Genomic DNA, 24,768 nt, shown 5'->3' on the forward strand with positions numbered 1-24,768 from the left:
CCAATCCACCTTCGCGCGTGACTGAAAAGCCAGCCTGGCACCTGCTCACGGGCGAGTATCCGCCGGACCGAGGCGGCATCGGCGACTACACGCGCCTGCTTGCGCGGGCGCTGGCGGACCACGGGCGCCAGGTGCACGTGTGGACGCCATCCGCCGCATCCGCCGCATCCGCCGCATCCGCCGCGTCCGACAGCGAGGCCGACGGTGTCGCGGTGCACGCGATGGGCGGGGTGGGGGGGGACGCACTTCGGCGGCTGGGCGAGGCGCTGGACCGGCATCCCGCTCCCCGGCGGCTGTTGGTGCAGTACGCCCCGCAGGCGTGGGGGATGCGCGGAATGAACCTGCCGTTCACACGGTGGCTGCTCGCGCGCCGCCGCGCGGGCGACGACGTGCGGGTGATGTTTCACGAGCCGTACTTCCCCTTCGGCTGGCAGCGGCCGCAGCGCAACCTGCTGGCGGCTATCAATCGGCTGATGGCGAGGACGCTGCTCCGCGCCAGCACTCGCGCGTACGTCTCCACGCGCGTGTGGGAACCGCTGCTCGCGGCCCTGGCGCCCCCGGGGCTCACCTTCACGGTTCTCCCCATCCCATCCACGATTCCCGTCGTCGACGATCCCGAACGGGTTGCGCGCATCCGGCAGGAAGTGGGCGCTGGACGGCCGATTGTCGCGCACTTCGGCACCTATGGCGACCAGATCGGGCCTGCCCTGACGCGAGCGCTCCAGGCGCTGATCGGGTATCGTCCGGACGCCCGCATCCTGCTGCTGGGCAACCGCGGCCCCGACTTCGCCGCTCGGCTGCGTGCAATCGATGAACGGTTCCGCGACAACGTGGTCGCGCCCGGCTATCAATCCCCCGACGACGTTTCTGTTCATCTCCAGGCGGCTGGCGTCGCCATTCAGCCGTACCCGGACGGGGCCGACACGCGTCGGACGACGCTGATGGCGTGCCTGGCGAACGGGGTGCCGACGGTTACGACGCGCGGACCTGGCTGTGGCAGCATCATCTTTAGCCTGGCCGTGTCCCACGCGGCGCCCGGTGACGCGGAGGCACAGGGCGAGCGCGCCGCCAGCCTGCTGACATCCGCACACCTGCTCCTCGAAAGCGGCGACCTCGACGAATTGCGGGCCAACGTGCGCGCCTTCTACCAGCGGGAGTTTGGAATCGGGCGCACGGTGGAGCGCCTGCTGGCGGATGAAGACGGCGGGGCAGCGTGAAAATCCTTCTCGTCGGTGACTATCCGGCGGACCCGCTGCTGGGATCGGCCAAGGTCTACTACAAGCTGGGGGAGTCGTTTCGCGAGCTGGGGCACGAGTGCGACGTGCTCCTGCGCCCGGACATCGGCGACACGCCCGAGAATTGGCGGGTGCGGCAGGTCGTGTCCGCGCGGATGACGGAGCGGGCCATCCGCCGCGCGATCCGCGAGCGGGGGCCGTACGACGTGGTGGATGTGGCCAGCGGAGAAGGCTGGCTGTTCGCGCTGCGGCGGGAGAAGGGTGGCGGACCGGCCGTCATCAGCCGATCGCATGGGCTGGAGCACCTGAACTACCGGCGCACGCTGGACGACGCGGCAGACGGGCTGACCTCCAAGGGATGGACGCGGCGGATCTACTATCCCACGGTCCGCCTGCCGCAGGTAGCCGCCGCGGCCCGGCTGGCGGACGCGCTCATCGTGCTGAACGAGGGAGATCGGAACTTCGCCCTGGATCGCGGGTGGCAGCCCCGGGACCGCGTGCACGTGGTGGCGCATGGCGTGTCCGAGCGGTTCCTGGCCGACGCGCCGCCGCTGGACGCACCGCGAGGGCAGGGGGTGCTGTTCTGCGGATCGTGGGACGCGGTGAAGGGCGCCCCCTACCTGGCCCACGCAATGGCGATCCTCGCGGAAACGGGCGACGCGCCGCGGCTGACCATCCTGGGCCCCGGGCTTCCAGAATCCGCCGTGCTGGAGTCGTTTCCTGCCGCCGCGCGCCCATTCGTTCGCGTGATCCCGCGCGCCCCCGAGGACGAGGTGATGCGGCACTACCGCGAGCACGACCTGCTGGTGATGTGCTCCACGTACGAGGGCTTCGGGATGGTGGTGGTAGAGGCGATGAGCCAGGGACTCCCGGTGATTGCCACCCCGGTCGGCTGCGCGCCGATGGTGGTGCGCGATGGCGAGAACGGGATGATGGTCCCCGCGCGCGATCCTGCCGCCCTCGCCGCCGCCATCCGCCGGCTGATGGTGGATGCGTCCAGCCGCCGCCGCATGGCGGGCCACGCGGGCGCATCCGCGCGGCAATTCACCTGGCGCGCCACCGCCGAGCGCACGCTTGGAGTCTACCGGGAAAGCGTCGCTCTCCGCTCCCGCCGCTGACGGAAATGCCTCAGGCCTCGTTCAACTTGGACCACTCGCCCTTGAGCGTCTGGAACAGGTGGTTGGCCGGCGTGCCGGGGACGGCGTGAGCGGGTTTGTCTTCGATCAGGTGCTTGAGCAGCACGAAGCAGACGCTCGCCTCGCCCACATCCACCAGCGGCCGGAACTGGACGTTCTGATCGAACCAGAGGGTCGTCCCCATCTTTGCGGCCCGGTTCACGTTGTCCAGCAGCGCCGGGCGCGGCTTCAGCCACGGGTGAGCCCTGTACAGCTCGGACTGGTCGCAAGCGAGGACGTCAATGGCGTTCGCCATCCGCCTGCCCGTGTACTTTTCGTCGCTGTAGACGTGGTCGTACACCAGCTGCCGCACGCGCTGCATGAAGATGGACGAGGTGAGCTTCAGCAGTGAGCCCGCGCGCAGGCCGGCCATGGAGATGATCTCGGGAACCGTGAGCCGACGCAGGGCGGGCCATGCCTCCACGCCCACGCTGTCGTGGATCTTCTTTTCCGCCAGCCCCGCCATCTTCCGTCCCCACGCCAGCCCACCGGCAAGCACCAGCATCAGTACAGACACGAAGCCGTAGACCACCACGTCCAGCCCGGTCAGCTCGCCGGCCCTGTGCTCGGCCGCGGCGTGCATCCCCAACACCACCAGGGAGACGAGGGTCAGCAGGAACACCGCCCATCCCGCCAGCAGTAGCCTGTTCAGCGTCAGGAACCCGCGGCGCCGGGGCGCCGCGGGCACGTTGTAGATGTTGTCCTGGTCTACGCTGACGTCGGAGATCAGCAGGGTGGCCGCGGGGGTCTTGTCGTACACCTCCACGAGCGAATCGACGCCCTGGTTGTCGTAGATGCCGCCGTCCATCAGCGGCAGCCCGGGGGCGCCGAACTTCGGCCCGAGCGCCTGCAGCGCGTTCGGCAGAGGGAAGTCGGCGGGCCAGTGGAACTGCTGGGGGAAGACGAACGGCTCGAACCCGCCCGGAAAGCACGACGAGGCCGCGACGATGTCGGCGAGGCGGATGTGCCGTGCCACCTCGCTGCCCACGCGGTACTCGCCATTGCCAATGGGGGCGAGCGGGTCGGGACTGCGCCGGAACCGGAAATCCACCCCCGTGTGGAACTCGGTGGAGTTGAAGATGGCTTCCTGCAGCTGCAGCCTCTCCGGCGCCGCGTCGAGCACCTCGCCGAAGCGCCGCTCGCCGAACAGCGCCGGGTCGGCGTACACGTCCGCGGCCGAGCGGATCAGGCTGGGCATTTCGCCCTGGTGCTCCGCGCGCCGCGAGGTGAGGTCGTCCAGCGCCAGGCCGATCACGTTGGTGCGCTGCACGAAGTCCGAAAAGGACGCGTCGAACTTGTCGAACGGCACCCCGTCCAGCAGGCTGACCGTCCAGGCCATCCCCACGATGGACCCACCGGAGACGGTGGACAGACCCACGACATCCTTCAGCAGCCCCGCGCGGTTCAGCAGGCGCAGCGTTCCTAGGTGAAACGCCGCCGCACGGTATCCGCCACCAGAGAAGGAAATGGCGAGTGGCCCCAGCGGGCGCGCTTCGGGGTGCTGAACGGCCGACGGAGCGGGTTTCGCGGCGCTTGGGCGCGTGGTGGAGAGTTCGGTCATGGCGGGTTGGGAGCAGGGAGCGGTGTGGCGGAGGGCGGGGGAATGATCGGTCGCAAACGGCCACCGGTCAAGACGCGACGCCGTCCACGAGCACCAGCCGCCACCGGGAGTGCTGGTGCAAACCGCGCGCAAGTCCCAGATTTGCAGAAGACGCACCCATCGCGCTTCGCCTGGGATCGGCGGAGGCTGTGCATCCTTTTCGCGGAGATTGGTTCGAGTGCAGAAGACGACCGGGTCGCGGCGCGACCAGATGCTGCTGTTCGCCCGCAACTTCCTGAAGCATCCCCGGATGCTGGGAAGCGTGATCCCCAGCTCGCGGTTCCTCATCGACGGGCTGCTGAAGCACCTGGACTTCAACCGTGCCCGGGTGATCGTGGAATATGGGCCGGGCGTGGGCACCATCACTACGCACGTGCTGAAGCGCATGCATCCCGACGCGAAGCTGATCGTCATCGAGATGAACGACGACTTCGTGCGTTTCCTGCGCGAGAACGTGCCCGATCCCCGTCTTCACGTGGTGCACGGCTCCGCCGCCGACGTCGGTCCGGAGCTCAAGAAGCTGGGCCATGACCGGGCCGACTACGCCATCTCGGGGATTCCGTTCAGCACCATGCCGCCCGAAGTGCGCGCCGACATCCTGCAGAAGACCAACGCGGTACTGAACCCGCAGGGCGCCTTCTTGGTGTACCAGTTCTCGCCATCGATCGGAATGCACCTGGAGCGCGCGTTCGGCCAGGTGACGCGCACCTTCGAGCCGCTGAACATTCCCCCGGCGCAGCTGTACGTGGCGCGCCCGCGCGCGGTGGCGTAAGCGGGATCGAGTTGGCTGGGGCGATCGCTCCAGCCAGGAGATGGAAGCGTTGATGAATCCGCAGCGGCAACCGCTAAAAGCCTCACCCCCGAACGGCCAGCAACGCCGTTCAGGGTGAGGCTTCGGCTATGTGCCGGTTCGCTCGAGCGCCGCGAACCCCGTTGCGCGTCCCGTCCGGGTTCACCCACACGCGCACCGCACCTGCCGAAGCGCGATCGAATTCTCCCCTCTCCCGCTTGCGGGAGAGGGGCCGGGGGAGAGGGCAGCCGGGGCATGCGCCGGCTCACGTCGAAACGCCCGGACCCGTCAACCCAGCCCACTCACCAGAACCAACCTCACGCACGGCACTAGCTCCCTTCCCCCGTGCAGTTTGCGGGGAAGGGTTGGGGATGGGGGGCGCCCGCCCGCGCGCCGCACCTGCCGAAGCGGGATCGAGTTCTCTCGCTTTCCGCTGCACGGTACCGGCGAGGCCTTGCATTCCGCGCCGCTGCCGCGCCCAGGTTTGTTCGTGTTCCAAGCGAGATCCTTCGGCCCGCGGAGTGGGTGCTGCGGGCAAGCGGGGCGCGCTTGGGCCTCTGGATGACAGATTCCAGCTTTGAAGTGCTCCCCTCTCCCGGCGCAGTTTTCCAAGGGTCGGGGTCGGCGGAGGCGGCCCCTCGCATCCGCCCCGTGTCGGCTGGTGTTCCGCGTTGACACCCGCCCGCACCACGGGGTAACTTTCGCGGAATCCACACTCCGTCCCGGACCCCCTTCCCGGAACCCCGAAACGTATCGATGGCAGAGTCCCAGCGCCGCACGCTCATGGACGCCGCCGAGGTGGAGCGGGTCCTGGCGGGCATGGCCCAGGAGATCGTGCGCATCACCGGCGGGGGCGACCTGCTGCTGGTGGGCATCGAGCGCCGCGGCGTGCAGCTGGCCGACCGGATCGCCCACGCCATCTCCGCGGCCGGTGGCGAGGCCCCGGCCACCGGGTCGCTCGACATCACCCTGTACCGCGACGACCTGATGACCGTGGGCCCGCGCCCGGTCGTCGGGCAGACGCGGCTGCCCACCGGCGGCATCGACGGGCGGCACCTGGTGATCGTCGACGACGTGCTGTACACCGGCCGCACCGTACGCGCGGGGCTCGACGAGCTGGCCGACTTCGGCCGGCCGGCGCGCATTCTCCTGGCCGTCCTCATCGACCGCGGCGAGCGCGAGCTGCCCATCCAGGCCGACGTGGTGGGCCGGCGGGTGGAGGTGCCCCGGGGCGGACGGGTGGAGGTGCTGGTTCCCGAGGTGGACGGCAGCCTGGGCGTGGAACTGGTTTCGCCGGAGGCGGCCGGCTGATGGCGCATCCGACGGTGCCGTACCTGGGCAAGGACCTGCTGGGGCTGGAAGGGCTTTCCCGCGAGCAGATCACGGCCATCCTGGACACGGCCGACAACTTCAAGGAAATCTCGGAGCGGCCCATCAAGAAGGTGCCGGTGCTGCGCGGCAAGACCATCGTCAACGCCTTCTTCGAGAACAGCACCCGCACCCGCATCAGCTTCGAGTTCGCCGAAAAGCGCCTGGCCGCCGACACGGTGAACATCTCCAGCACCGGCTCGTCCGTCGCCAAGGGCGAAACGCTGGTCGACACGGCGCGCAACCTGGAGGCCATGCGCATCGACATGGTGGTCATCCGCCACGGCGCCTCGGGAAGCGCGCAGTTCCTGGGCGAGCGCATCGCCAGCAACGTCATCAACGCGGGCGACGGCAAGCACGAGCACCCCACGCAGGGGCTGCTGGACCTGCTGACCATCCGCGACCACCGCGGCCCGCTGGACCAGCTGAAGGTGTGCATCTGCGGCGACGTGCTTCACTCGCGCGTGGCGCGCTCCAACATCCACGGGCTGCGGAAGCTGGGCGCGCAGGTGGCCGTCTGCGGCCCCGCGACGCTGCTCCCGGCCTGTGTCGACGAGCTGGGCGTCACCGTGTTCCGGCGCATCGAAGAGGCGATCGAGTGGGCCGACGTGCTCAACGTCCTTCGCCTGCAGCTGGAGCGGATGAAGGGCGGCTTCATCCCCTCGCTGCGCGAGTACAACCGCGTCTTCGGCGTCACGCGCGAGCGGGTGGAGGCTGCCCCGCGCGACCTCCTGATCCTTCATCCCGGCCCCATGAACCGCGGCGTGGAAATCGACAGCGACGTGGCGGATGGCCCCCACAGCGTGATCCTTCAGCAGGTGACCAACGGCGTGGCGGTGCGGATGGCGGTGCTGTACCTCCTGGCCGGCAACGCGCCGGAGCAGTCCACCGCGGTGCGTTCCACGGGGAGCGCCGAATGAGGCCCCTGCTGATCCGGGGCGGCCGCGTGGTGGACCCCTCGCAGAAGCTGGACGCCGTCGGCGACGTGCTGCTGGCGGACGGGCGCGTCGCTGCAATCGGCGAACGGCTCGACGCGCCGGAGGGCGCCGAGACGCTGGACGCGTCCGGCCTCGTCGTCGCCCCCGGCCTGATCGACGTGCACGTGCACCTGCGCGAGCCGGGGCAGGAGCACAAGGAGACCATCCGCTCCGGCGCGCGCGCGGCCGCGGCGGGCGGGTTCACCGCCGTCGTGGCGATGCCCAACACCGATCCCCCCGTGGACGATCCCGCCGCGGTCGGCTTCGTCCGGGCGCAGGGGATGGCCGCCGGCGCCGCGCGCGTCTTCCCCACCGGGTGCATCACCGTGGGGCAGCTGGGCGAGCAGCTCACCGAGTTCGGCGAGATGATGGCGGCGGGCGCCGTGGCGGTGACGGACGACGGCAAGCCCGTGGTCAGCGGCGGGATGCTGCGGATGGCGCTGGAATACGCGCTCACGTTCGACCTGCCCGTGGCCGTCCACGAGGAAGATCCCACGCTGTCGCGGCACGGGTCGATGAACGAGGGGATCATCGCCAGCCGCCTGGGACTGACGGGCATTCCCAACGCGGCCGAGGACGTGATGATCGCCCGCGACCTGATGCTCGCCGAGCTCACCGGCGGGCGGCTCCACGTGCAGCACGTTTCCACCCGCCGCGGCGTGGAGCTGATCCGCGAGGCCAAGGCGCGCGGGGTCCGGGTGACGGCGGAAGGTACGCCCCACCACTTCACCCTGACGGACGCGGCGGTGGAGGCGTACCGCACCGACGCCAAGATGAACCCGCCCCTCCGCTCGGCCGCCGACCGCGACGCGGTGCGGCAGGGCGTGGCGGACGGAACGCTGTGCGTGATCGCCACGGACCACGCGCCCCACCACTACGACGAAAAGGAGCAGGCCTTCGAGGACGCTCCCAACGGCATCGTGGGGCTGGAGACGGCGCTGGGGCTGAGCTACACGGAGCTGGTGGAGACGGGGCTGATGGAACTGGCCACGCTGATCGAGCGGATGAGCTGCGCGCCCGCACGGTCGATGTCGCTGGCGGGGCTGGGATCGCTGGCCGTGGACAGCCTGGCGGACGTGACGATCCTGGACCCCCGCATCGAGTGGACGGTAGATCCGCGGACCTTTTTGTCCATGAGCCGCAACACGCCGTTCGGAGGGCGCCAGCTGCGCTGCCGGGCGGTGATGACCATCGTGGGTGGCAAAACCGCCTGGCAGCTGGAAGGGAAGCAGGGATGAGGGAAGTGGTGCCCAGGCCGTTCCTGCCGCCGCGCGTGGACCCGCGCGCGTTCTGCGGGCCGGCGTACCCGTGGCCGCGCGTGTGCGACCTTCGCGACGACGGCCGCGAGGTGATCGCGTGCTACGTGGTGCACGAGAAGAACCGGCGCGAGACCAAGGCCGGCAAGCCGTTCCTGGAGTTCGTCCTGGGCGACGCCTCCGGCAGCGTGGCCGCCATGATGTGGGACGACGCCGAGCGCTGCGACCGCCTCGTCGCGGCCGACGACGTGGTGGGCGTGCGCGCCCGCGTGGGCAGCTACCGCGAAAAGCTTCAGCTGACCATCAGCTTCATCGAGCCGCTGGAGGTATCGGACGACGACCTGGCGATGTTCCTCCCCGCGTCCCCGCGCGACCGCGGGCAGATGTGCCGGGAGCTGGACGCGCTGATCGCCACCGTCTCCGATCCTCCGCTGCGGACGCTGCTGGCGCGGTGCGTGGGGGGCAAGACGCCGCTGGGGCGCACCTTCCGCATCCACCCCGCCGCCAAGCGCAACCACCACGCGTACCTGGGCGGGCTGCTGGAGCACTCGCTGTCCGTCGCCAGGGCGGCGGACCGGATGTGCGCGCACTACCGCGAGCAGGGCGCCGTGTTGGACCGCGACCTGCTGGTGGCGGCCGCGCTGCTGCACGACGTCGGCAAGGTGAAGGAGCTGGCGGCGCGCCGCACCTTTTCGTATACGGACGAGGGGCAGCTGCTGGGGCACATTCTGCTGGGGCTGCAGATGGTGACGCGCGAGGCCGAGAGCATTCCCGGCTTCCGGCCCGACCAGCTGCTTCACCTGCAGCACCTGATCGCGAGCCACCAGGGCAAGCTGGAGTGGGCCAGCCCCAAGATTCCCATGACGCTCGAAGCCATCCTCCTTCACGCGGCCGACGAGCTGGACGCCAAGATGAACTCGGGGATGGCGATGGTGTCGGCGCTGGAGCCTGGCGCCTGGACGGGCTTCGACCGGCACCTGGAGCGCGCCCTGTACCGCCCGCCCGAGCCCCTGGGCGACGCGCCGCCCCCGGCGGTGCTGGAGCCCGTTTCGCCCCAGGCGTTCGTGAAGGACGTGATGCTCGACATGTTCCGCGGCTGACGCAACGGACGGAAACCACGAGATGAGCCAACAGAACCCCATCGCCGGTTCGCCGGTGCTGCAGCTGATCCAGCAGCGCGAGCAGCTGAACCAGTGGATTGCCCGCCTGGACGAGGTGGCGCCGCAGGCATCCAGCCGCGCCACCGAGCGCGTGCGCGCCGACTACGCCGACCGGCTGCGCCGCGTCAACGAAGACCTGGCCACGCACCGCGACGAGATCGAGGCCGACCTCCAGGCCCAGCGGGGCGCGCTGGACGCGGCCGAGCAGCAGCGCGCCCACGCGGCCGACATCATGGACGAGGTGCAGCTGCGGCACCTGATCGGCGAGCTCGACGAGGCCGCGTGGAACCGGCAGCGCCCGGAGCTGGAGCAGGCCGTGGCCCGCGCCGACCAGGCACTGGTGCACGCGCGGGGCGAGGTGGAGCGCCTGCAGGCCCTCGCCGCCGACATCGCAGGCGCCGCCACCCGCGCCTCCGCTCCGGCTCCAACCACGGCGGCCACCCCGGCCCTGCCCATTGCCGCCGCGCCCGCACCGGCGCCGGCCGCTCCCGCGCCGCCGGCGGCACCGCCCGCCGCCGCCGAGGTGGAGGACGACTGGGAGCCGTCGTTCCCCGACGCGGAGCCCGCGCCGGTTTCGCCGGAGTCGCTGGCCCCCGCGGACGAGCCGCTGGCCGCAAGTACCGGAGACACCGTCGCGGCGGCGGAGGCGGCGGGCGCGGACGACTGGGACCCCTTCGGCGCGGAGTTCGGCCCCCCGCAGGAGACGGCCGACGTGGACGAGGGGCTGCCCTGGCTGGAAGGGATCGACGAGGCCGCGAAGACGTGGACGCCTCCTCCCGCGGCCGCGGTGGAAGAGGATGCGGGGCTGGATTTCCTTCGCGACATCGAGGAGTCGGCCCGCACGCCCGAGCCCCCGACGGGCGACCTGGGCGCGGACGACCTGGCGTTCTTGGAAGAGCTGGACCGGGCCATCGCCGCCCCGCCGGCCTCCATCGGGGGAGCCGCGACCCCTGCACCTCCCGCTGCGACGCCCCCGCCCGCCGCCGCGCCGGGCACTGCAGGCCGCGCCGAGCCGCTGCTGTGCAAGGAGTGCGGGGCGATCAACGAGCCGCACTCATGGTACTGTGAGATCTGCGGGTCAGAGTTGTGAGTGCGTGAGTGCGGAAGTGCGGAAGTGCGGAAGTGCGAAAGTGAAGAAGCCCGCCGAGTTTGGCGGGCTTCTTTGCTCAAGCAGGGTCGCGCCGCAGACTTCAACTCACACCGCAGCAAGCCAGTCCACGAAGGTGGACTTCGTGTGGTTGTTGCAGCGAATTCATTCGCCCGTGCAGGCTGGGGCGCGCGCCTACAGTGGAATCCGAGTACCGGACTTTCGTGCCGCTGCCGCGCCCAAGTTCAGTGGTGGCTCAGGCTAGATCCTTCGGCCCGCATGGGACGGAGTACGGGCCGGTGCGGTGCGCTTGGGCCTCTGGATGACAGATTTTCGGTGTGGAGGAGAGGACGGCGGGGACGCGAAAACCCCGCCGACCTGTGAGTCGGCGGGGTATCGGTGCTCCGAAAGTGCGTGGATCAGGCCGCGATGGCGGCGATCCGGGCGCTCAGGCGGCTCTTGGCGCGCGCGGCCTTGTTCGGATGGATGATGCGCTTGCGGGCAGCGCGGTCCAGCAGCGAAGCGGCCTCGCGGAACGCGGGAGTCGCGTCATCGGCGCTCGTCGCGGAACGCACCTTCTTCAGCGCGGTGCGCAGACGCGAACGGAACTGACGGTTGCGCTCGGCGCGGACCTCGTTGGTCCGCATCCGCTTCTCGGCGGACTTGACGTTCGGCAAGGCTTCTCCTCCAACGGAATCGGCGCCGCCCGGCACCGAAAGGTTTCGTAGCTGTCCAGAAAACAGGAAGCCCCAACATTATGCCTTCACGCCCCGTCTGTCAACCCCGCCGCCGCGCCGTTTTGACAACTTCTCAGGCCACGCGTAGCTTGCGCGCATGCAATTCAACCTCGAAGCCGTTCTCCTTGCTCTTCCCATCCTGCTGCTGTCCCTGACCGCGCACGAATTCGCCCACGCCTGGGTGGCGCTGCGGCAGGGCGACGATACCGCGTACAAGCAGGGCCGGGTGACCATGAACCCGGCCGCGCACGTCGACATCATCGGCACGCTCGTCTTTCCCGCGCTGGCCATCGGCAGCGGAATGCCGCTGCTGGGGTGGGCCAAGCCGGTGCCCACCGATCCTCGGAACTACCGAAATTACAAGCGTGGCGACATCCTGGTGTCCATCGCCGGGGTGTGCGCCAACGCCATCCTGGCGGTCTTCTTCGCCATCCTCGCGTTCCTTCTGGTGCGTGTGGTGGGTCCGAATCTGCCCGACTCCGGCATAGAGACAGCCCAGATCGCACTTCAGATGTTGTGGTTCGGGGTGGTCGGCAACGTGGGCCTGATCATCTTCAACCTGCTGCCCATTCCGCCGCTGGACGGATCGCACGTGATGTATCATTTGCTGCCTCCCAAGGCCGCCGCGTCGTACCGCCAGCTCTATCCGTATGGCTTCATCATCCTGTGGGCGCTGGTGCTCACCCGTGCCCTGAGCGTGATCTGGCCGGTCATTCAGGGGATCTCCAGGGTGCTGCTGCTGCCGGCCGGTATCCCCGTCTGATGGAGGTGGTCGCGGCGCAGGACCCGTTCTCCATCGACGTGGAGCGGTTCCACGGGCCGCTGGACCTGCTGCTGCACCTGATCCGCAACCAGGACATCGACATCTTCGACATCCCCATCGCGAAGATCACCGAGCAGTTCCTGGCGGCCATCCGCGCGGTGGAGCACCTGGAGCTGGAACGGGCGGGGGAGTTCCTGGAGATGGCGGCCACGCTGGTGCGCATCAAGGCCCAGATGCTGTTTCCCCGCCGCGTGGACGACGAAGAGACCGAGGACCCGCGCGCCGACCTGGTGCGCCGCCTGCTGGAGTTCGAGCACTTTCGCGAGGCCGCCCAGCTGATGGAGCGCTCCGAGCGCGAGCGCGCCCGCCTGTTCGCCCGCGGCTTCGTGGAGGCGCGCCCCGCGCCGCGCCTGGCGGACCTGCCGCTGGATACGGAGTGGGACGAGGTGTGGGACGCGCTCGTTCGCCTGGGAGAGCGGCTGAACGCGCCCGAGATCGTGCACCACGTGCGCGGGCGCGAAGTGAAGATGGAAGACAAGATCCAGGAGATCATGGCGCTCCTGGAGCAGCTGCGGCGCGTGGAGTTCGCGCGGATCGTGGAGCCGTGGGGCACGCGCATCCACGCGGTGGCCTCGCTGCTGGCCTGCCTGGAGCTGGCCAAGCGCAGCGTGGTGCGCGTGCGGCAGGCCAGCCCCTTCACCCCGCTCTGGATCTTTCACGCCAGGGACGACGCGGCGTGATCCGCCCCAGCCGCGTGATCGAGGCGCTGCTGTTCGCCAGCGAGTCGCCGCTTTCTCCCGCGGACCTGGCCCGCGCCGACGAGGCGCTGGACGAGGAGCGCGTGGAAGCCGCCATCGCCGAGCTGCGGGCCGAGTACGACCGCGAGGGGCGCGCGTTCACCGTCTTCGAGGTGGGCGGCGGCTACCAGCTGCTCACGCGGCCGGAGTTCGCGCCGGTGCTGGAGCGCTTCGACTCCGTTCCAGGCGCGCAGCGGCTGTCGGGGCCGGCGCTGGAAACGCTGGCCATCATCTCCTACCGCCAGCCCGTGGGGCGCGCCGAGATCGAGGAGATCCGCGGGGTGGGCGCGGGCGGCGTTCTGAAGACCCTGCAGGAGCGGGGATTGATCGAGGTGGTGGGCCGCGGCGAGGGGCTGGGCCGCCCGCTGCTGTATGGCACCACGCCCTTTTTCTTGCAGCATTTCGGCTTCCGGAGCCTGGCAGACCTGCCACGCTCCGAGGAGCTTCCCGTCGTGCTGGCGCGGCGGGACGAACCGAGGGACACGAATGGCGAAGCAGCCGGGATTTCTTAAGCGCGGCGAGTCGCTGCGCCTGCAGGCATTTCTCTCCCGCTCCGGCCTGGCTTCGCGCCGCGCCGCCGAGGAGATGATCGAGCATGGCCGCGTAAAGGTGAACGGCGCCGAGGTCACCGCGCAGGGCACGCGCGTGGTGGCGGGTGTGGACCGCGTGGAGCTGGATGGCGTGGAGGTGAAGGTGGCGCCCACCACCTGGCTGGCGCTGCACAAGCCTACGGGCTACGTCACCACCCGCCAGGACCCGTTCGGCCGCCGGACCGTCTACGAGCTGATCCCGGACAAGTTCCACGGCCTGTTCCACGTGGGCCGGCTGGACCGCGACAGCGAGGGGCTGCTGCTGCTGACCAACGACGGCGACGTGGCCAACCGCTTTCTCCATCCCAGCTTCGGCATCACCAAGGAGTACGACGTCATCGCCAGCGGCAAGCCGACCGACGCGGCGCTGCGCCAGTTGGTGGAGGGGGTGGAACTGGAGGACGGCGTGGCCCAGGCGGAGTCGGCCCGGCTGATCGGGCCGGCGGGGAACGGGCAGTCGCGGCTGAAGCTGGTGCTGCGCGAGGGCAAGAAGCGCGAGGTGCGGCGGATGCTGGAGGCGGTGGGCCACCCCGTCCTGCGCCTCGTCCGCCGCCGCTTCGGGCCCATCGACCTGGGCGAGCTCCCCGAAGGCAAGTGGCGCGTGGTGCAGCCCGAGGAGCTGGTGCAGGTGCGCGACGCGCAGGCCAGCCCCAAGGGCGCCCGGCGTACCCCGGCGGCAGAGGCGGAGGCTCCCAAGGCCAAGCGCGTGCGCTCTGAGGCGGAGGATCGCCCGGCGCGCGGCAAGGCCGAGCGCCCGGGCCGCAAGGACGCGCCGCGGACCGCGCGTGGAAAGCCGGAACGCGAGGAAAAGCCGGCGCGCGGGCGTGGGCCGGAGCGGGGCTCGCCGCGAGGCCGCTCGTTCGAACGGGACGAGGCTGCTCCGGCGCCGCGCGAGCGGACGCCGATCACCATAGACTGGGACGCGGAGGAATGGGGCGACGCCAAGCCGCGCGGCGGCGATGCCCGGCCCAAGCGTGGTGCGTCCACCCCGACCCGCGGGGCGGATGAACGTCCGGCGGCACGCGGGCCCCGGACGGGTCCGGGACGCGCGGATCACTCCGCCGAGGACCGTCCCGCCGCACGTGGGCCCAGGACGGGCGCGGGACGTGGAGCGACGGATCGCCCCTATCTCCCGGGCGATCGCGACCGCCCCGCGCCCGGCCGTGGAGGCTCGGACCGGGAGGATCGCCCTCGTCGCGACTTCCAGGACCGCGACGACCGCCCGGCACGCGGGGGCTCGGATCGACCCGCCCGCGGTGGGACTGATCGCCCCGCGCGTGGTCCCGCCGATCGCCCGACGCGTGGTCCCTCCGATCGGCCGGCGGGCGGTGGAGCGGATCGTCCTCGCCGTGACTTCCAGGATCGGGACGACCGCCCGGCACGCGGCGGCTCCGATCGGCCCGCGCGCGGTGGGGCCGATCGCCCGACCCGTGGTCCTGCCGACCGGCCGAAGAAGGGACCGGTGGACTGGGGCACGCGGGCGCCGCGGCAGGATCGCGATCAGCCTGCGTCGCGTGGCCCTCGGCCGGGCCCGGGGCGCCGCCCCGTGGACGACGACGACGATTTCGTGACGGAGCGCCGTCCGCGTTCGGCGCCGGCGGGGCGGGGGGGAGCCGGTCCGCAGCTTGACGGCGCGGTGCACGCCGGCGATCGTCCGGCGGGTGCGCGCCCGGGCGGCAGGCCCGGCGGCGCGAAGCCGAGTGGGGGCAAGCCCGGCGGTCGCAAGCCGGGCGGAGCCAAGCCGGGTCGGCCCGGAGCCAAGCCGCAGGGCCCCGGCAGGCGTCCCGGCCAGGGTGGAGGCAAGAAGGGCCGCTGACGAGCCGCCCGGCAGCCGCGGTATCCACCGCGGCTGCCGGGCACCCGCCGAATCGCGGCTCTTGTGGAGCGTGCGCGTCGGCACCATCCTGCATGCCGTTGCACCGCCGTATCCATCCGGGCGGGCCGCCGGGACTTTCCGCTACGGAGACGAGAGCGCACCGAGCGCCGAGCACCCATGCCGCCGCCAAACACACCCTCGCGACAGCTCGTGGACCTCGCCAAGGCCTTTGCCCTGGGCGAGTTCTACCCGCTCACGCATCCCACGCTCACCCAGGCCCTGCTGAGCCTGGCGACCACGCTGCTCTCCACGGGCGAATACCTGGAAATCCGCCTCTCGCCCGCCGGGGTGTCGGTGAACGGGGGGCACGGCCCACGGTCGGGCCACGTGGACCGCTTCGTCCACCGCCTGGCGGAGCACGGCGTTTCGTCCATCGCCCTGCGCCACGACGTGGGGGCCGAGTCGCTGGGCCGCTTCCTGTCCGCAGCCGCGCTTCCGCCGCGGATCGCCAAGGCGGCCGGCGGGCTGGCCGGTGCGATGGCGGCCGCCGGGGCGGCGCGCGTTGCCCTGGACGGGCACTGGATCCAGCCGCCGCCCGTTGTGGTCAGCGCGTCCGCGGGAGGCGGAAGCAAGGTCGAGGGGCTGGAGCCGGGGATCGCGCTGTGGAGCGCGCACGACATGTACGAGCAGGTGCGCGACTCCGCGGTGCGCGTGGAGCACGAGAACACCGACGAGCTGCGCCGGATGATGCGCGAAACGGCGACGGAGTCCGAGCGGCTGGCGGTGCTCAACCGCCTGGAGTTCGTTGCGCAGTACTGCGTCTCGAAGGAGATGATGGATCGCGGCGTGGCGCTGATCCAGGACCTGCGCCACGATGCCGAGGAGCTGCGCGGCCGCAACCCCGCCGCCCGCGGGATGGTGATGCTGGCGATGCACCGGGTGGCCAACCGCGCGCTGATCGAGGAACTGGTGACGCGGCTGGGCAAAGCCCGCAGCGAGGACGAGCGCGCGAGCCTGCGCTCCACGCTGCTTCACATCGGCGCCGACACGGTGTCGCCGCTGGTGCGCTCGCTGGTCGCCGCGACGGACGTGTCGGCGCGGCGGGCCTATCGCGACGCGCTGGTGGCGCTGGACCAGGTGGGCGTGCCGCTGCTGGAAGACATGGTGGGCGACGAGCGCTGGTTCGTGGTCCGCAACATGGTGGGCATCCTGGGAGAGATTCGCAGCGCCGACGCCGTGGACCACTTCCGCCGCACCATCGAGCACTCCGACGCGCGGGTGCGCCGGGAGACGATCCTGGCGCTGTCCAAGATCGGCGGTGAAGAGGCGGTGCCGCTGCTGGCCAAGGGGCTGAACGACAAGGAGCCCAGCCTCCGCGCGGCGGCAGCGCTAGGGATGGGACTGACCAAGCTGGGGTTGGCTGTCACGCCACTGCTGGCGCGGCTGGCACAGGAAACGGACCAGGACACGCAGGTGGAGGTGATCCGTGCACTGGGGCGCGTGGGCGATGCGCGTGCGGTTCCGGTGCTGGCGGAGCGCGCCTCGGCGGGCGGATTCTTTCACCGCACACCGGCCGCGATTCGCGTGGAGGCGGTGCGCGCCCTGGCCGACGTGGGGGGCGAGCCGGCCCGCGCGGTGCTGCAGCGGCTGCTGAAGGACCGCAACGACCAGGTGCGCGAGGCGGTGTTCACGGCGCTCGCGAAGGAGTGACGCCGCGCCGCGGCACTGTTCTTTCTGGCACAACCGCCGCGGCCCTGCACCAGGCCGCGGCGGTTCGTCATCGTGGGGCCGGTGGATGTGGACCCGGACTGGCGCGGAGGCCGTGTCATCCTGAGGCCCAAGCGCGCCGGACTGGCCCGCACGCAAGACCATGCGGGCCGAAGGATCCAGCCGCGGACACGTACGAGTCAGGGCGCGGCAGCGGTCACGGATGCAGAAGCCTCGGCTGCCGTGGGGCCCTCACCCGTCCTCGCTTATGCTCGTCCACCCTCTCCCACAAACAGCGTGGGAGAGGGGGTACACTTCGGGATCGGGAGCGTCAGGGCAGAGTTCGGTGCACGGGCCGGCGCCCCCCATCCCCAACCCTTCCCCCGCAAACAGCGCGGGGGAAGGGAGCCAGTCGAGTGCGCGAGGCCGGCCAAGGCGCGATTCAGGTCTCCCCCTCCCCTGCGCAGCGGGGGACGGGGGCCGGGGGGAGGGGGCTCCCAAGGCGTGCGACGCCGCCCGTCGAACCACGACCGAAGTTCCCCCCTCTCCCGGCGCAGTTTGCCGGGGGAGGGGCCGGGGGAGGGGCCCGCCGCGGCATGCGATGCACCCTGTCGAACTGGGATGAGAGATGTCGGTCGGATCAGCGCGATAACACGGAAATCGAACCAGCACGCATGAAACAGCCGTCGCCGTACGCCCCGCCGGGCGCCCCTCCCCGGGCCGCGTTCCTGGACCGCATCATCCACGAGATGCACCGCCGCGTGGTGGGGCAGGACTACATGGTCGAGCGGCTGCTGATCGGCCTGCTCACCGGCGGCCACGTGCTCTTCGAGGGGCTGCCCGGCCTGGCCAAGACGCTCGCCGTGCGCACCCTGGCCGACACCTTCGACGCCACGTTCGCGCGCATCCAGTTCACGCCGGACCTGCTGCCCGCCGACGTGGTGGGCACCACCATCTACAACCAGCGCACGGGCGAGTTCGTCCCGCACCGCGGCCCCATCTTCGCCCACATCGTCCTGGCCGATGAGGTGAACCGCGCTCCCGCCAAGGTGCAGGCCGCGCTGCTCGAGGCCATGCAGGAAAAGCAGGTGACTATCGGTGGCGAAACGTACCCGCTGCCCACGCCGTTCCTGGTCCTCGCCACGCAGAACCCCATCGAGCAGGTGGGCACCTACCCGCTTCCCGAGGCGCAGGTAGACCGCTTCATGCTCAAGGTGCGCGTGGGCTATCCCACCCGCGAAGAGGAAAAGGAGATCCTGCGGCGGATGTCCACCGGCGCCGAGATCCCCGTCGAGCCCGTCGCCACCCCGGCGGACGTGCTGGCGGCGCGCGAGGCGATCGGCGGGCTGTACCTGGACGAGCGCATCGCCGACTACATCCTGGACCTGGTGGCCGCCACCCGCGAGCCCAAGCGCTTCGGCGCGGGCGAGCTGGCGCCGCTCATCGAGTACGGCGCGTCGCCCCGGGCCACGCTCGCGCTGGCCGCCTGCTCGCGCGCCCACGCTTACCTGCGCGGCCGCGGCTTCGTGACGCCGGAGGACGTAAAGGCCATCGCGCCCGACGTGCTGCGCCACCGCATCGTCACCACGTACGAGGCGGAGGCCGAAGAAGTCACCTCCGAGGACATCGTCCGGCGCGTGCTGCGGGCCGTGCGCGTCCCCTGACGCTCATGTCGCTGCTGTCCCGCTTTCGCCGGTCCCCCTCGCCCTCGCCGTCCCCCGACGACGCGCGGCCGCCCGCACTGGCGGACGTGATGCGCCAGGTTCGGCGCATCGACCTGCGGACGCGCGGGCTCGTGGCGTCGCAGTTCAGCGGCGAGTATCACTCGGTGTTCAAGGGGCAGGGGATCGAGTTCGTGGAAGTGCGCGAATACGTGCCGGGCGACGACGTACGGACCATCGACTGGAACGTCAGCGCCCGCACGGGAACCACGTACGTCAAGAAGTACGTGGAAGAGCGCGAGCTGACGGTGCTGCTGGCGGTGGACCTGTCCGGCTCGCAGCGGTTCGGCACGCGCGGCCGGTTCAAGAGCGAGATGGTGGCCGAGGTGGCCGCCACGCTCGCGATGTCGGCCATCCGCAACAACGACCGCGTGGGATTGATGGTGTTCACCGACCGGGTGGAGGCATTCGTTCCGCCACGGAAGGGACGCCGTCACGTGCTCCGCATCATCCGCGACCTGCTGGTGTTCCGCCCCGCGGGGCAGGGGACGGACCTGGCCGCCGCGCTGCGCCACGCGGTGCGGGTGATGCGCTCGCGCTCCATCGTCTTCCTGATCAGCGACTTTCAGCTGTCCGAGGCACGCGCCCGCTTCGAGACGGCCATCTCCCTCGCCGCCGCGCGCCACGACGTGGTGCCCGTGGTCCTGGGCGACCCGGCGGATGGCACCATTCCCGACGTCGGCGTGCTGAGGATGAGGGACCCGGAGACCGGCGAACTCGTCTCGGTGGATACGGGACGCGACACCGTGCGGGAGCGATTCACCGAGGATGTGCGCAACGAACGGGCGGCGTTGACGAAGATCTTCCGCCGCCTGGGCGTGGAGCCGATCGAACTGCGCACCGATCTGCCGGTGTCCACCGCCGTCCTCTCGTTCTTCCGCCGCCGCGAGCGCCGCCTCCGGCGATGAGCTTTCTGCGCGCCGCCGCCTGGGTGCCGCTGGCGCTCGCCTGCGCGACCCCCATCCACGCCCAGCCATCCGGCGTACAGGTCGGCGTCGATCCGGACACGGTGACCGTTGGCGACCGCTTCCGCGCCGCCGTGTTCGTCCCTCTCGCGGGCGGACAGGCGAGCGTCGACCTGCCGCCGGCGCCGGACGGCCGCTGGCAAGTCGTCGGCGAGGCGCAGCGGACGGACTCGGCCGGGATCGCGCGCATCGTCATCCCCATGGTCGCGTGGGTCCCGGGCCCCGGAGGAAGCGCGAACGGAGAGGTACGGCTCACCGCGCGCAGCGGGACCGTGAGCACCGTGCCGATCGCCATCCCGCTGCCTTTTGTCCGCGCGGTGCTTCCGGCGGATTCCACCCGCCCGCGCGGGCCGCGGGACGTGGTGGACGTGCCGGGGACGCCGCTGCCGTGGGCATGGATCCTGGCCGCGCTGTTCGCCCTGGCGCTGCTGGCGGGGTGGATGTGGATCCGTCGCAAGCGTGGCGGGACGCGTGTGGCGGCGGATGCGCGACAGCACGCCTTGGCGGAGCTGGACCGGGTGCGCGCGTCGGGACTGGCCGAGGCCGGTGAGCTGGAGGGCTTCTATGCGCAGACGAGCGCCGTGCTGCGCGAGTTCATGGCCTCCACCGATCCCAGGCTCGGGGTAGACCTCACCAGCCGCGAGCTGATGGACCGCCTGTCGCGCAACGGCTCGCGGCCGGCCGATCTGGAGCGGCTTGCGGACGTGCTCGCCGACGCCGACCTCGCCAAGTTCGCCCGCCGCGCCCCGTCCACCGACCGTGCGCTGGACGACTGGGGCGCGGCGCGGCGGTGGGTGGAGTCGTTCGGCCGCCACGCGACGGAGGGCGAGGAATGACGGTGCAGCTCGCGAATCCGTGGGCGCTGCTGCTCCTGCTGCTGGTTCCAGCGTGGCTCTGGTGGATTCGCCGGCGGCAGCCCGCCGCGCTCACCTTCGCCCGCGCCGGAACGCTGGGCGACGCCGCGGAAGGGCGAGGCTCGTTCCTGGGTATCCTGCCGGACGCCATGCGCGCGGGCGCCTTTGCCTGGCTGGTGATCGCGCTCGCCGGGCCGCGGACAGGCGCCGCGGTGGTGCAGGACGAGACGGAGGGAATCGCCATCGTGGTGGCGGTGGACGCGTCGGAGTCGATGCTGGCGGAAGACATGCGCCCCCGGAACCGGCTGGGCGCCGCCAAGCAGATCATCTCGCGCTTCATCCAGAGCCGCGAGCACGACCGCATCGCCCTGGTGGCGTTCGGCAGCGAGGCCATGACGCGCGTGCCGCTGACCCGCGACCACGCCGCGCTGCTGCAGTCGCTGACGGCCATCCGCGGCGCCGAGCTGGGGGTGGGCACGGCCATCGGCGATGCGCTGGCGGCCTCGGCCAACCGGCTGCGGCGCGCGCCCGAGAAGTCGAAGGTGGTGGTGCTGATGAGCGACGGCGTGAACAACAGCGGCGCCGTGGCCCCGATCGACGCCGCCCGCGCCGCGAGGGCGCTGGGCATCCGTGTGTACACCATCGGCGTGGGCACCGACACGGCGGGGCGGCGGCAGGCTGCGGAGGGAGGCGAGCGGGTGCGCTACGTCCTGCGCCAGGCCCGCATCGACGAGGGCACCATGGGCGACATCGCGCGGACGACGGGCGGCCGCTACTTCCGGGCGAGAGACACGGAGGCGCTGGGCCGCATCTACCGCGAGATCGACCGCATGGAGCGCACCCCGGTGGAGACGCGGCTCTACGTGCGGCACCGCGACTGGTACCTCCCCTTTCTGCTGGCCGGGGCGGTGCTGCTGATCCTGGAATGGCTCTTTCGCGCCACCCGCTGGGGGAGGGTGCCGTGATCCGCTGGGCCGACCCCTTTCTGCTTCACCTTATCCCGCTCTTCCCCGCGCTTGTGGCCGCCGCGCTGCTGCTCTGGTGGCGCAGGCGGCGCGACGTAGCCGAGGCGCTTGGAGACCCCGCGCTGGTGCGGCGGCTGGCGGGAACGGACCTGCGCGCCTTCCCGCGCCGCCGCGTCGCGCTGCTGATCCCCGCCGCCGCGTTCCTGGGCCTGGCCGCCGCTGGCCCGCGCTGGGGCGAGGTGCGGGTGGACGGCGTTCCGCGTGGAGACGTGGTGCTGGTGCTGGATGCGTCCAACTCCATGCTGGTGGAAGACGTGCGGCCCAACCGGCTGGAGCGGCAGCGCGAGATCGCCCGGACGCTCGTCCGCCGTCTGGAGGGCTCGCGCGTGGGCCTGGTGGCCTTCGCCGGCAGCGGCCACGTGCTGACGCCGCTGACCGACGACTTCAGCGCGCTCAACCTCTATCTAGACGCGCTGGGACCCGACATCGTGCACCAGAGCGGCTCGTCGCTCTACTCGGCGCTGGCGGAGGCGGTCAACCTGCTCGACGTCCCCGGCGCGGGGGAAAACCCGGGATCCATCGTGCTGATCACCGACGGCGAGGCGCTGGAGCCCTCGAGCATGGTCGGCCTGTCGCTGGAGCGCGCGGTGCGCCGCCGCGTGGCCATCCACACCGTGGGCCTGGGCACCGAGGCGGGAGGCCCCGTCCCCAACGTAGACCCCGAAACCGGGCGCCGCCGCGGCTTCAAGCGCGATCCCGAGACGCGCGAAACCGCCGTCTCGCGGCTGGAGCGGCCGCTGCTTTCCGCCATCGCCCGAACGACCGGAGGGACGGCGCAGGTGATGCCGAACGCGCAGGCCGTGGCGGCCCTGGCGAACGCCGCCGCGTCCGGCGAGCGCGGTCCGGGCGGGGGAGACTCGCATCCCGACAACCGCTACGAGTGGTTCCTGGCGCTGGCGCTCGCCCTGATCGCCGCGGACGCCCTCTCCGAGCACCGCCGTCCGCAGCCTCGCGCCGAGGGGCGCCAATGACGCCGCGCCTGCTGACGATCTTCGTCCTGCTCGCGATCGGCGGGGGAGCCGTGGCGGAGGGCAACCGCCACTACCGCGCGGGCGACTACCGCCGCGCGGCTGCGGCGTACTCCCGCGCGCTGGCGGAGGGAGATTCGTCTGCCGCCGTCCGCTACAACCTGGGTACGGCGCTGCTGCGGCTGGGGCGCCACGACCAGGCCCGCCCGCACCTGGAGGCCGCCAGCCGTGCACGCGACCCGCGCCCGCCTCTCCCTTTCCGGGCGGCCTTCAACGCCGGGAACGCGGATTTGGGCCCGGTCGCCGCCGGCCAGGTGCCGGACGAGGAGCGCGTCCCCCGGCTGACGCGAGCGGTCGGCGCCTACCGCCGCGCGCTGCTGGCGGACCCCGATGACGTGGACGCCAAGTGGAACCTGGAGCTGGCGCAGCGGCTGTTGGCGCGGGAGAGCGGGGGCGGGGCGAACGACGACGAGAACGACGATCCGCAGCCGCAGGGCGGGGGAGGAGGCGAGCAGCCCTCGCCCGCTGCGCCGACGCCGCAGCCGAGTCCGTCTGCGGGCGACGAGGGGCCCATGACGCCCCAGCAGGCCGAGCGCATTCTTTCCGGCGCCGAGCAGCGCGAGCAGGGGGTGCAGCGGCGGCAGCTGAAGAAGGAGCAGGAGCGGCTTCACGGGGTGAGGGACTGGTAGGCAGGGGGGAACCAGGGATCGGGGTGTTTCGATTTGATTTGGTGCGCGGGCGGGCGCCCCCCATCCCCAGCCCTTCCCCCGCAAACTGCGCGGGGGAAGGGAGCTAGTCTGGTGCTTGAGGTCGGTTCGGTGGGAGGGCTGGTACTGGAGAGAGGTCGGGGCGTTTCGACTTGGGCCGGTGCATGCCGCGGGTGGCCCCTCCCCGGCCCCTCCCCCGCATGCTGCGCATGCTGCGCATGCGGGGGAGGGGAGAATTCGATCGCGCTTCGGCAGGGGTGGCGCGCTGGACTTACCCGTGCAGTCCGCGCAGGCGGACTTCGTGATTTTCCAGCCGCGACTTCAGTCGCCCGTGACGAGGGCAGGGTAAGCGCGACGATCCTGATGGGGCTGTGAGGCGTTTCGACACGGGCTGGCGCATGCCGCGACCGCCCTCTCCCCCGGCCCCTCTCCCGCAAGCGGGAGAGGGGAGAATTCGATCGCGCTTCGGCGGGGGTGGCGCGCTGGACTGACCCGTGCAGTCCGCGCAGGCGGACTTCGGGCCCTTGTTGCCGCGAATTCATTCGCCCCAGCGCGGCCCGAGGCCCACACATCCACATGGCCAAAGCCCCGTAGCCGAGCCCCCGGTTGACAGCTCCCCACCCCCGGGGCTAGATTTCCCGATCGAATTGCAGGAAAGTGGGAACCGGCGGGTTCCCCACCTTTCGGCTCGGGCGCCACGGGCGCACGATGCTGCCAGGTCCGCAAAACGCGGAGCGACGGCCGCCTCCCCCCACGGGGAGGACGGCTTCGCTGGCGCGTGGACGGATCTGAAGGTTTCAGATCCGTCCTTTTTGTTTGTCCTCGATACCGGAGAGCGGCGTATCAACGAGAAGACGCGTGTGAACCGGCAGATCCGCATCAGCCCCGTCCGGGTGATCAGCCCCGAAGGTGAGCAGCTGGGGATTCTGTCGATCGAACGGGCGCTGGAGATCGCGGAAGATCAGGGGCTGGACCTGGTGGAAGTCGCGCCCATGGCCCGGCCGCCGGTCTGTCGCATCATGGACTACGGCAAGTTCAAGTACGAGGAGCAGCGTCAGGCGCGCGAGGCGCGCAAGAAGCAGCACCACGTGCAGATCAAGGAAGTCAAGATGCGCCCCGGGATCGAGGACCACGACTTCGACTTCAAGGTGCGCCACGCCCGGAAGTTCCTGGACGAGGGACACAAGGTGAAGCTCACCATGATGTTCCGCGGGCGGCAGATGGCCCATCCCGAGTACGGGCGGCAGGTGCTCGACCGCGTGTTCCAGCAGTTGCAGGACCTTTCGAAGGTGGAGTCGCACCCCATGCTCGAGGGACGCAGCATGGTGATGGTGCTGGCCCCCACCGCCAAGCCGCCGCAGGCCGCGCCCGCCCCCGCTTCGGCGGCGGCACCCGCGCAGCAGGCGGCCCCGGCCGCTCCGCCGGCTCCGCAGCCGGCGCAGCAGACCAGCTAATACTTCCCGCCTTCGG

General features: G+C 71.2%; 22 protein-coding genes. 20 read left to right on the forward strand and 2 right to left on the reverse strand.

The features are described from left to right. The first annotated feature begins 17 nt into the window (after positions 1–17). Positions 18–1,217, forward strand: coding sequence for a glycosyltransferase family 4 protein (locus tag VF632_RS26135; RefSeq protein ID WP_331025893.1), 1,200 nt, complete (start codon positions 18–20; stop codon positions 1,215–1,217). After that, positions 1,214–2,353 carry a glycosyltransferase family 4 protein gene (locus tag VF632_RS26140; RefSeq protein WP_331025894.1) on the forward strand — a complete coding sequence of 380 codons (1,140 nt, stop codon included), beginning with the start codon at positions 1,214–1,216 and terminating at the stop codon, positions 2,351–2,353. Before VF632_RS26135 ends, VF632_RS26140 begins: the two co-directional genes overlap by 4 nt. A 10-nt stretch (positions 2,354–2,363) precedes the next feature. On the opposite strand, the gene VF632_RS26145 is transcribed toward VF632_RS26140, so the two are convergent. Beyond that, entirely contained in the window at positions 2,364–3,971 is a 1,608-nt protein-coding gene (locus VF632_RS26145; RefSeq protein ID WP_331025895.1) for a patatin-like phospholipase family protein, read from the reverse strand. A gap of 217 nt (positions 3,972–4,188) precedes the next feature. Here VF632_RS26145 and VF632_RS26150 point away from each other — a divergent pair, with 217 nt between their 5' ends. From VF632_RS26150 to VF632_RS26175, 6 genes are all read left to right on the forward strand, one after another. Then, entirely contained in the window at positions 4,189–4,782 is a 594-nt protein-coding gene (locus VF632_RS26150; RefSeq protein ID WP_331025896.1) for a class I SAM-dependent methyltransferase, read from the forward strand. Positions 4,783–5,556: 774 nt separating this feature from the next. Then, complete coding sequence (pyrR, locus tag VF632_RS26155; RefSeq protein ID WP_331025897.1) at positions 5,557–6,111, forward strand: bifunctional pyr operon transcriptional regulator/uracil phosphoribosyltransferase PyrR; 555 nt, start codon at positions 5,557–5,559, stop codon at positions 6,109–6,111. Continuing rightward, a complete protein-coding gene (locus VF632_RS26160; RefSeq protein WP_331025898.1) occupies positions 6,111–7,088 on the forward strand; it encodes an aspartate carbamoyltransferase catalytic subunit in 978 nt (325 codons plus the stop codon). Before pyrR ends, VF632_RS26160 begins: the two co-directional genes overlap by 1 nt. Next, positions 7,085–8,383 carry a dihydroorotase gene (locus VF632_RS26165; protein ID WP_331025899.1) on the forward strand — a complete coding sequence of 433 codons (1,299 nt, stop codon included), beginning with the start codon at positions 7,085–7,087 and terminating at the stop codon, positions 8,381–8,383. The genes VF632_RS26160 and VF632_RS26165 overlap by 4 nt, the downstream gene beginning before the upstream one ends. Beyond that, positions 8,380–9,501 carry a 3'-5' exoribonuclease YhaM family protein gene (locus VF632_RS26170; protein ID WP_331025900.1) on the forward strand — a complete coding sequence of 374 codons (1,122 nt, stop codon included), beginning with the start codon at positions 8,380–8,382 and terminating at the stop codon, positions 9,499–9,501. Before VF632_RS26165 ends, VF632_RS26170 begins: the two co-directional genes overlap by 4 nt. Positions 9,502–9,523: 22 nt before the next feature. Further along, on the forward strand, positions 9,524–10,651 hold the full coding sequence (locus tag VF632_RS26175) for a Ran-binding zinc finger domain-containing protein (RefSeq protein WP_331025901.1): 1,128 nt from the start codon (positions 9,524–9,526) through the stop codon (positions 10,649–10,651). Positions 10,652–11,067: 416 nt separating this feature from the next. Here the strand turns inward: VF632_RS26175 and rpsT are convergent, their stop codons facing one another. Continuing rightward, positions 11,068–11,325 carry a 30S ribosomal protein S20 gene (gene rpsT, locus VF632_RS26180; RefSeq protein WP_331025902.1) on the reverse strand — a complete coding sequence of 86 codons (258 nt, stop codon included), beginning with the start codon at positions 11,323–11,325 and terminating at the stop codon, positions 11,068–11,070. Positions 11,326–11,482: 157 nt separating this feature from the next. On the opposite strand from rpsT, the gene VF632_RS26185 reads away from it, so the two are divergent. The 12 genes from VF632_RS26185 to infC all read left to right on the forward strand — a co-directional run bounded on the left by VF632_RS26185 (position 11,483) and on the right by infC (position 24,752). Continuing rightward, positions 11,483–12,148 (forward strand): site-2 protease family protein, encoded by a 666-nt coding sequence (locus tag VF632_RS26185; RefSeq protein ID WP_331025903.1) that lies wholly within the window; start codon positions 11,483–11,485, stop codon positions 12,146–12,148. Next, complete coding sequence (locus VF632_RS26190) at positions 12,148–12,888, forward strand: segregation and condensation protein A (RefSeq protein ID WP_331025904.1); 741 nt, start codon at positions 12,148–12,150, stop codon at positions 12,886–12,888. Before VF632_RS26185 ends, VF632_RS26190 begins: the two co-directional genes overlap by 1 nt. Beyond that, complete coding sequence (scpB, locus tag VF632_RS26195; RefSeq protein WP_331025905.1) at positions 12,885–13,457, forward strand: SMC-Scp complex subunit ScpB; 573 nt, start codon at positions 12,885–12,887, stop codon at positions 13,455–13,457. The genes VF632_RS26190 and scpB overlap by 4 nt, the downstream gene beginning before the upstream one ends. Further along, positions 13,432–15,351: a pseudouridine synthase gene (locus VF632_RS26200; protein WP_331025906.1), complete on the forward strand. Its 1,920-nt coding sequence runs from the start codon at positions 13,432–13,434 to the stop codon at positions 15,349–15,351. The genes scpB and VF632_RS26200 overlap by 26 nt, the downstream gene beginning before the upstream one ends. A gap of 177 nt (positions 15,352–15,528) precedes the next feature. Then, positions 15,529–17,061 (forward strand): HEAT repeat domain-containing protein, encoded by a 1,533-nt coding sequence (locus VF632_RS26205; protein WP_331025907.1) that lies wholly within the window; start codon positions 15,529–15,531, stop codon positions 17,059–17,061. Positions 17,062–17,732: 671 nt separating this feature from the next. Continuing rightward, positions 17,733–18,722, forward strand: coding sequence for a MoxR family ATPase (locus VF632_RS26210; RefSeq protein WP_331025908.1), 990 nt, complete (start codon positions 17,733–17,735; stop codon positions 18,720–18,722). A gap of 5 nt (positions 18,723–18,727) precedes the next feature. Next, a complete protein-coding gene (locus VF632_RS26215; protein WP_331025909.1) occupies positions 18,728–19,687 on the forward strand; it encodes a DUF58 domain-containing protein in 960 nt (319 codons plus the stop codon). Continuing rightward, positions 19,684–20,580 (forward strand): DUF4381 family protein, encoded by an 897-nt coding sequence (locus VF632_RS26220; RefSeq protein ID WP_331025910.1) that lies wholly within the window; start codon positions 19,684–19,686, stop codon positions 20,578–20,580. The genes VF632_RS26215 and VF632_RS26220 overlap by 4 nt, the downstream gene beginning before the upstream one ends. Beyond that, positions 20,577–21,563 carry a VWA domain-containing protein gene (locus VF632_RS26225; protein ID WP_331025911.1) on the forward strand — a complete coding sequence of 329 codons (987 nt, stop codon included), beginning with the start codon at positions 20,577–20,579 and terminating at the stop codon, positions 21,561–21,563. Before VF632_RS26220 ends, VF632_RS26225 begins: the two co-directional genes overlap by 4 nt. Beyond that, positions 21,524–22,594: a vWA domain-containing protein gene (locus VF632_RS26230; protein ID WP_331025912.1), complete on the forward strand. Its 1,071-nt coding sequence runs from the start codon at positions 21,524–21,526 to the stop codon at positions 22,592–22,594. Before VF632_RS26225 ends, VF632_RS26230 begins: the two co-directional genes overlap by 40 nt. Beyond that, complete coding sequence (locus VF632_RS26235; RefSeq protein WP_331025913.1) at positions 22,591–23,280, forward strand: tetratricopeptide repeat protein; 690 nt, start codon at positions 22,591–22,593, stop codon at positions 23,278–23,280. Before VF632_RS26230 ends, VF632_RS26235 begins: the two co-directional genes overlap by 4 nt. Positions 23,281–24,158: 878 nt before the next feature. After that, positions 24,159–24,752: a translation initiation factor IF-3 gene (gene infC, locus VF632_RS26240; RefSeq protein ID WP_331025914.1), complete on the forward strand. Its 594-nt coding sequence runs from the start codon at positions 24,159–24,161 to the stop codon at positions 24,750–24,752. Positions 24,753–24,768 lie beyond the last annotated feature (16 nt).

The organism is Longimicrobium sp. (assembly GCF_036388275.1).
Taxonomy (GTDB): Bacteria; Gemmatimonadota; Gemmatimonadetes; order Longimicrobiales; family Longimicrobiaceae; genus Longimicrobium.

What these genes read in the sequence shown, in the direction of transcription:
- VF632_RS26160 (WP_331025898.1), top strand. Translation starts at nt 6,111, where the DNA reads ATGGCGCATCCGACGGTGCCGTACCTGGGCAAGGACCTGCTGGGGCTG.
- VF632_RS26145 (WP_331025895.1), bottom strand. Translation starts at nt 3,971, where the DNA reads ATGACCGAACTCTCCACCACGCGCCCAAGCGCCGCGAAACCCGCTCCG.
- VF632_RS26235 (WP_331025913.1), top strand. Translation starts at nt 22,591, where the DNA reads ATGACGCCGCGCCTGCTGACGATCTTCGTCCTGCTCGCGATCGGCGGG.
- VF632_RS26165 (WP_331025899.1), top strand. Translation starts at nt 7,085, where the DNA reads ATGAGGCCCCTGCTGATCCGGGGCGGCCGCGTGGTGGACCCCTCGCAG.
- VF632_RS26205 (WP_331025907.1), top strand. Translation starts at nt 15,529, where the DNA reads ATGCCGCCGCCAAACACACCCTCGCGACAGCTCGTGGACCTCGCCAAG.
- VF632_RS26200 (WP_331025906.1), top strand. Translation starts at nt 13,432, where the DNA reads ATGGCGAAGCAGCCGGGATTTCTTAAGCGCGGCGAGTCGCTGCGCCTG.
- VF632_RS26170 (WP_331025900.1), top strand. Translation starts at nt 8,380, where the DNA reads ATGAGGGAAGTGGTGCCCAGGCCGTTCCTGCCGCCGCGCGTGGACCCG.
- pyrR (WP_331025897.1), top strand. Translation starts at nt 5,557, where the DNA reads ATGGCAGAGTCCCAGCGCCGCACGCTCATGGACGCCGCCGAGGTGGAG.
- VF632_RS26175 (WP_331025901.1), top strand. Translation starts at nt 9,524, where the DNA reads ATGAGCCAACAGAACCCCATCGCCGGTTCGCCGGTGCTGCAGCTGATC.
- VF632_RS26230 (WP_331025912.1), top strand. Translation starts at nt 21,524, where the DNA reads ATGGCTCTTTCGCGCCACCCGCTGGGGGAGGGTGCCGTGATCCGCTGG.
- VF632_RS26220 (WP_331025910.1), top strand. Translation starts at nt 19,684, where the DNA reads ATGAGCTTTCTGCGCGCCGCCGCCTGGGTGCCGCTGGCGCTCGCCTGC.
- VF632_RS26190 (WP_331025904.1), top strand. Translation starts at nt 12,148, where the DNA reads ATGGAGGTGGTCGCGGCGCAGGACCCGTTCTCCATCGACGTGGAGCGG.
- VF632_RS26185 (WP_331025903.1), top strand. Translation starts at nt 11,483, where the DNA reads ATGCAATTCAACCTCGAAGCCGTTCTCCTTGCTCTTCCCATCCTGCTG.
- VF632_RS26225 (WP_331025911.1), top strand. Translation starts at nt 20,577, where the DNA reads ATGACGGTGCAGCTCGCGAATCCGTGGGCGCTGCTGCTCCTGCTGCTG.
- VF632_RS26215 (WP_331025909.1), top strand. Translation starts at nt 18,728, where the DNA reads ATGTCGCTGCTGTCCCGCTTTCGCCGGTCCCCCTCGCCCTCGCCGTCC.
- VF632_RS26210 (WP_331025908.1), top strand. Translation starts at nt 17,733, where the DNA reads ATGAAACAGCCGTCGCCGTACGCCCCGCCGGGCGCCCCTCCCCGGGCC.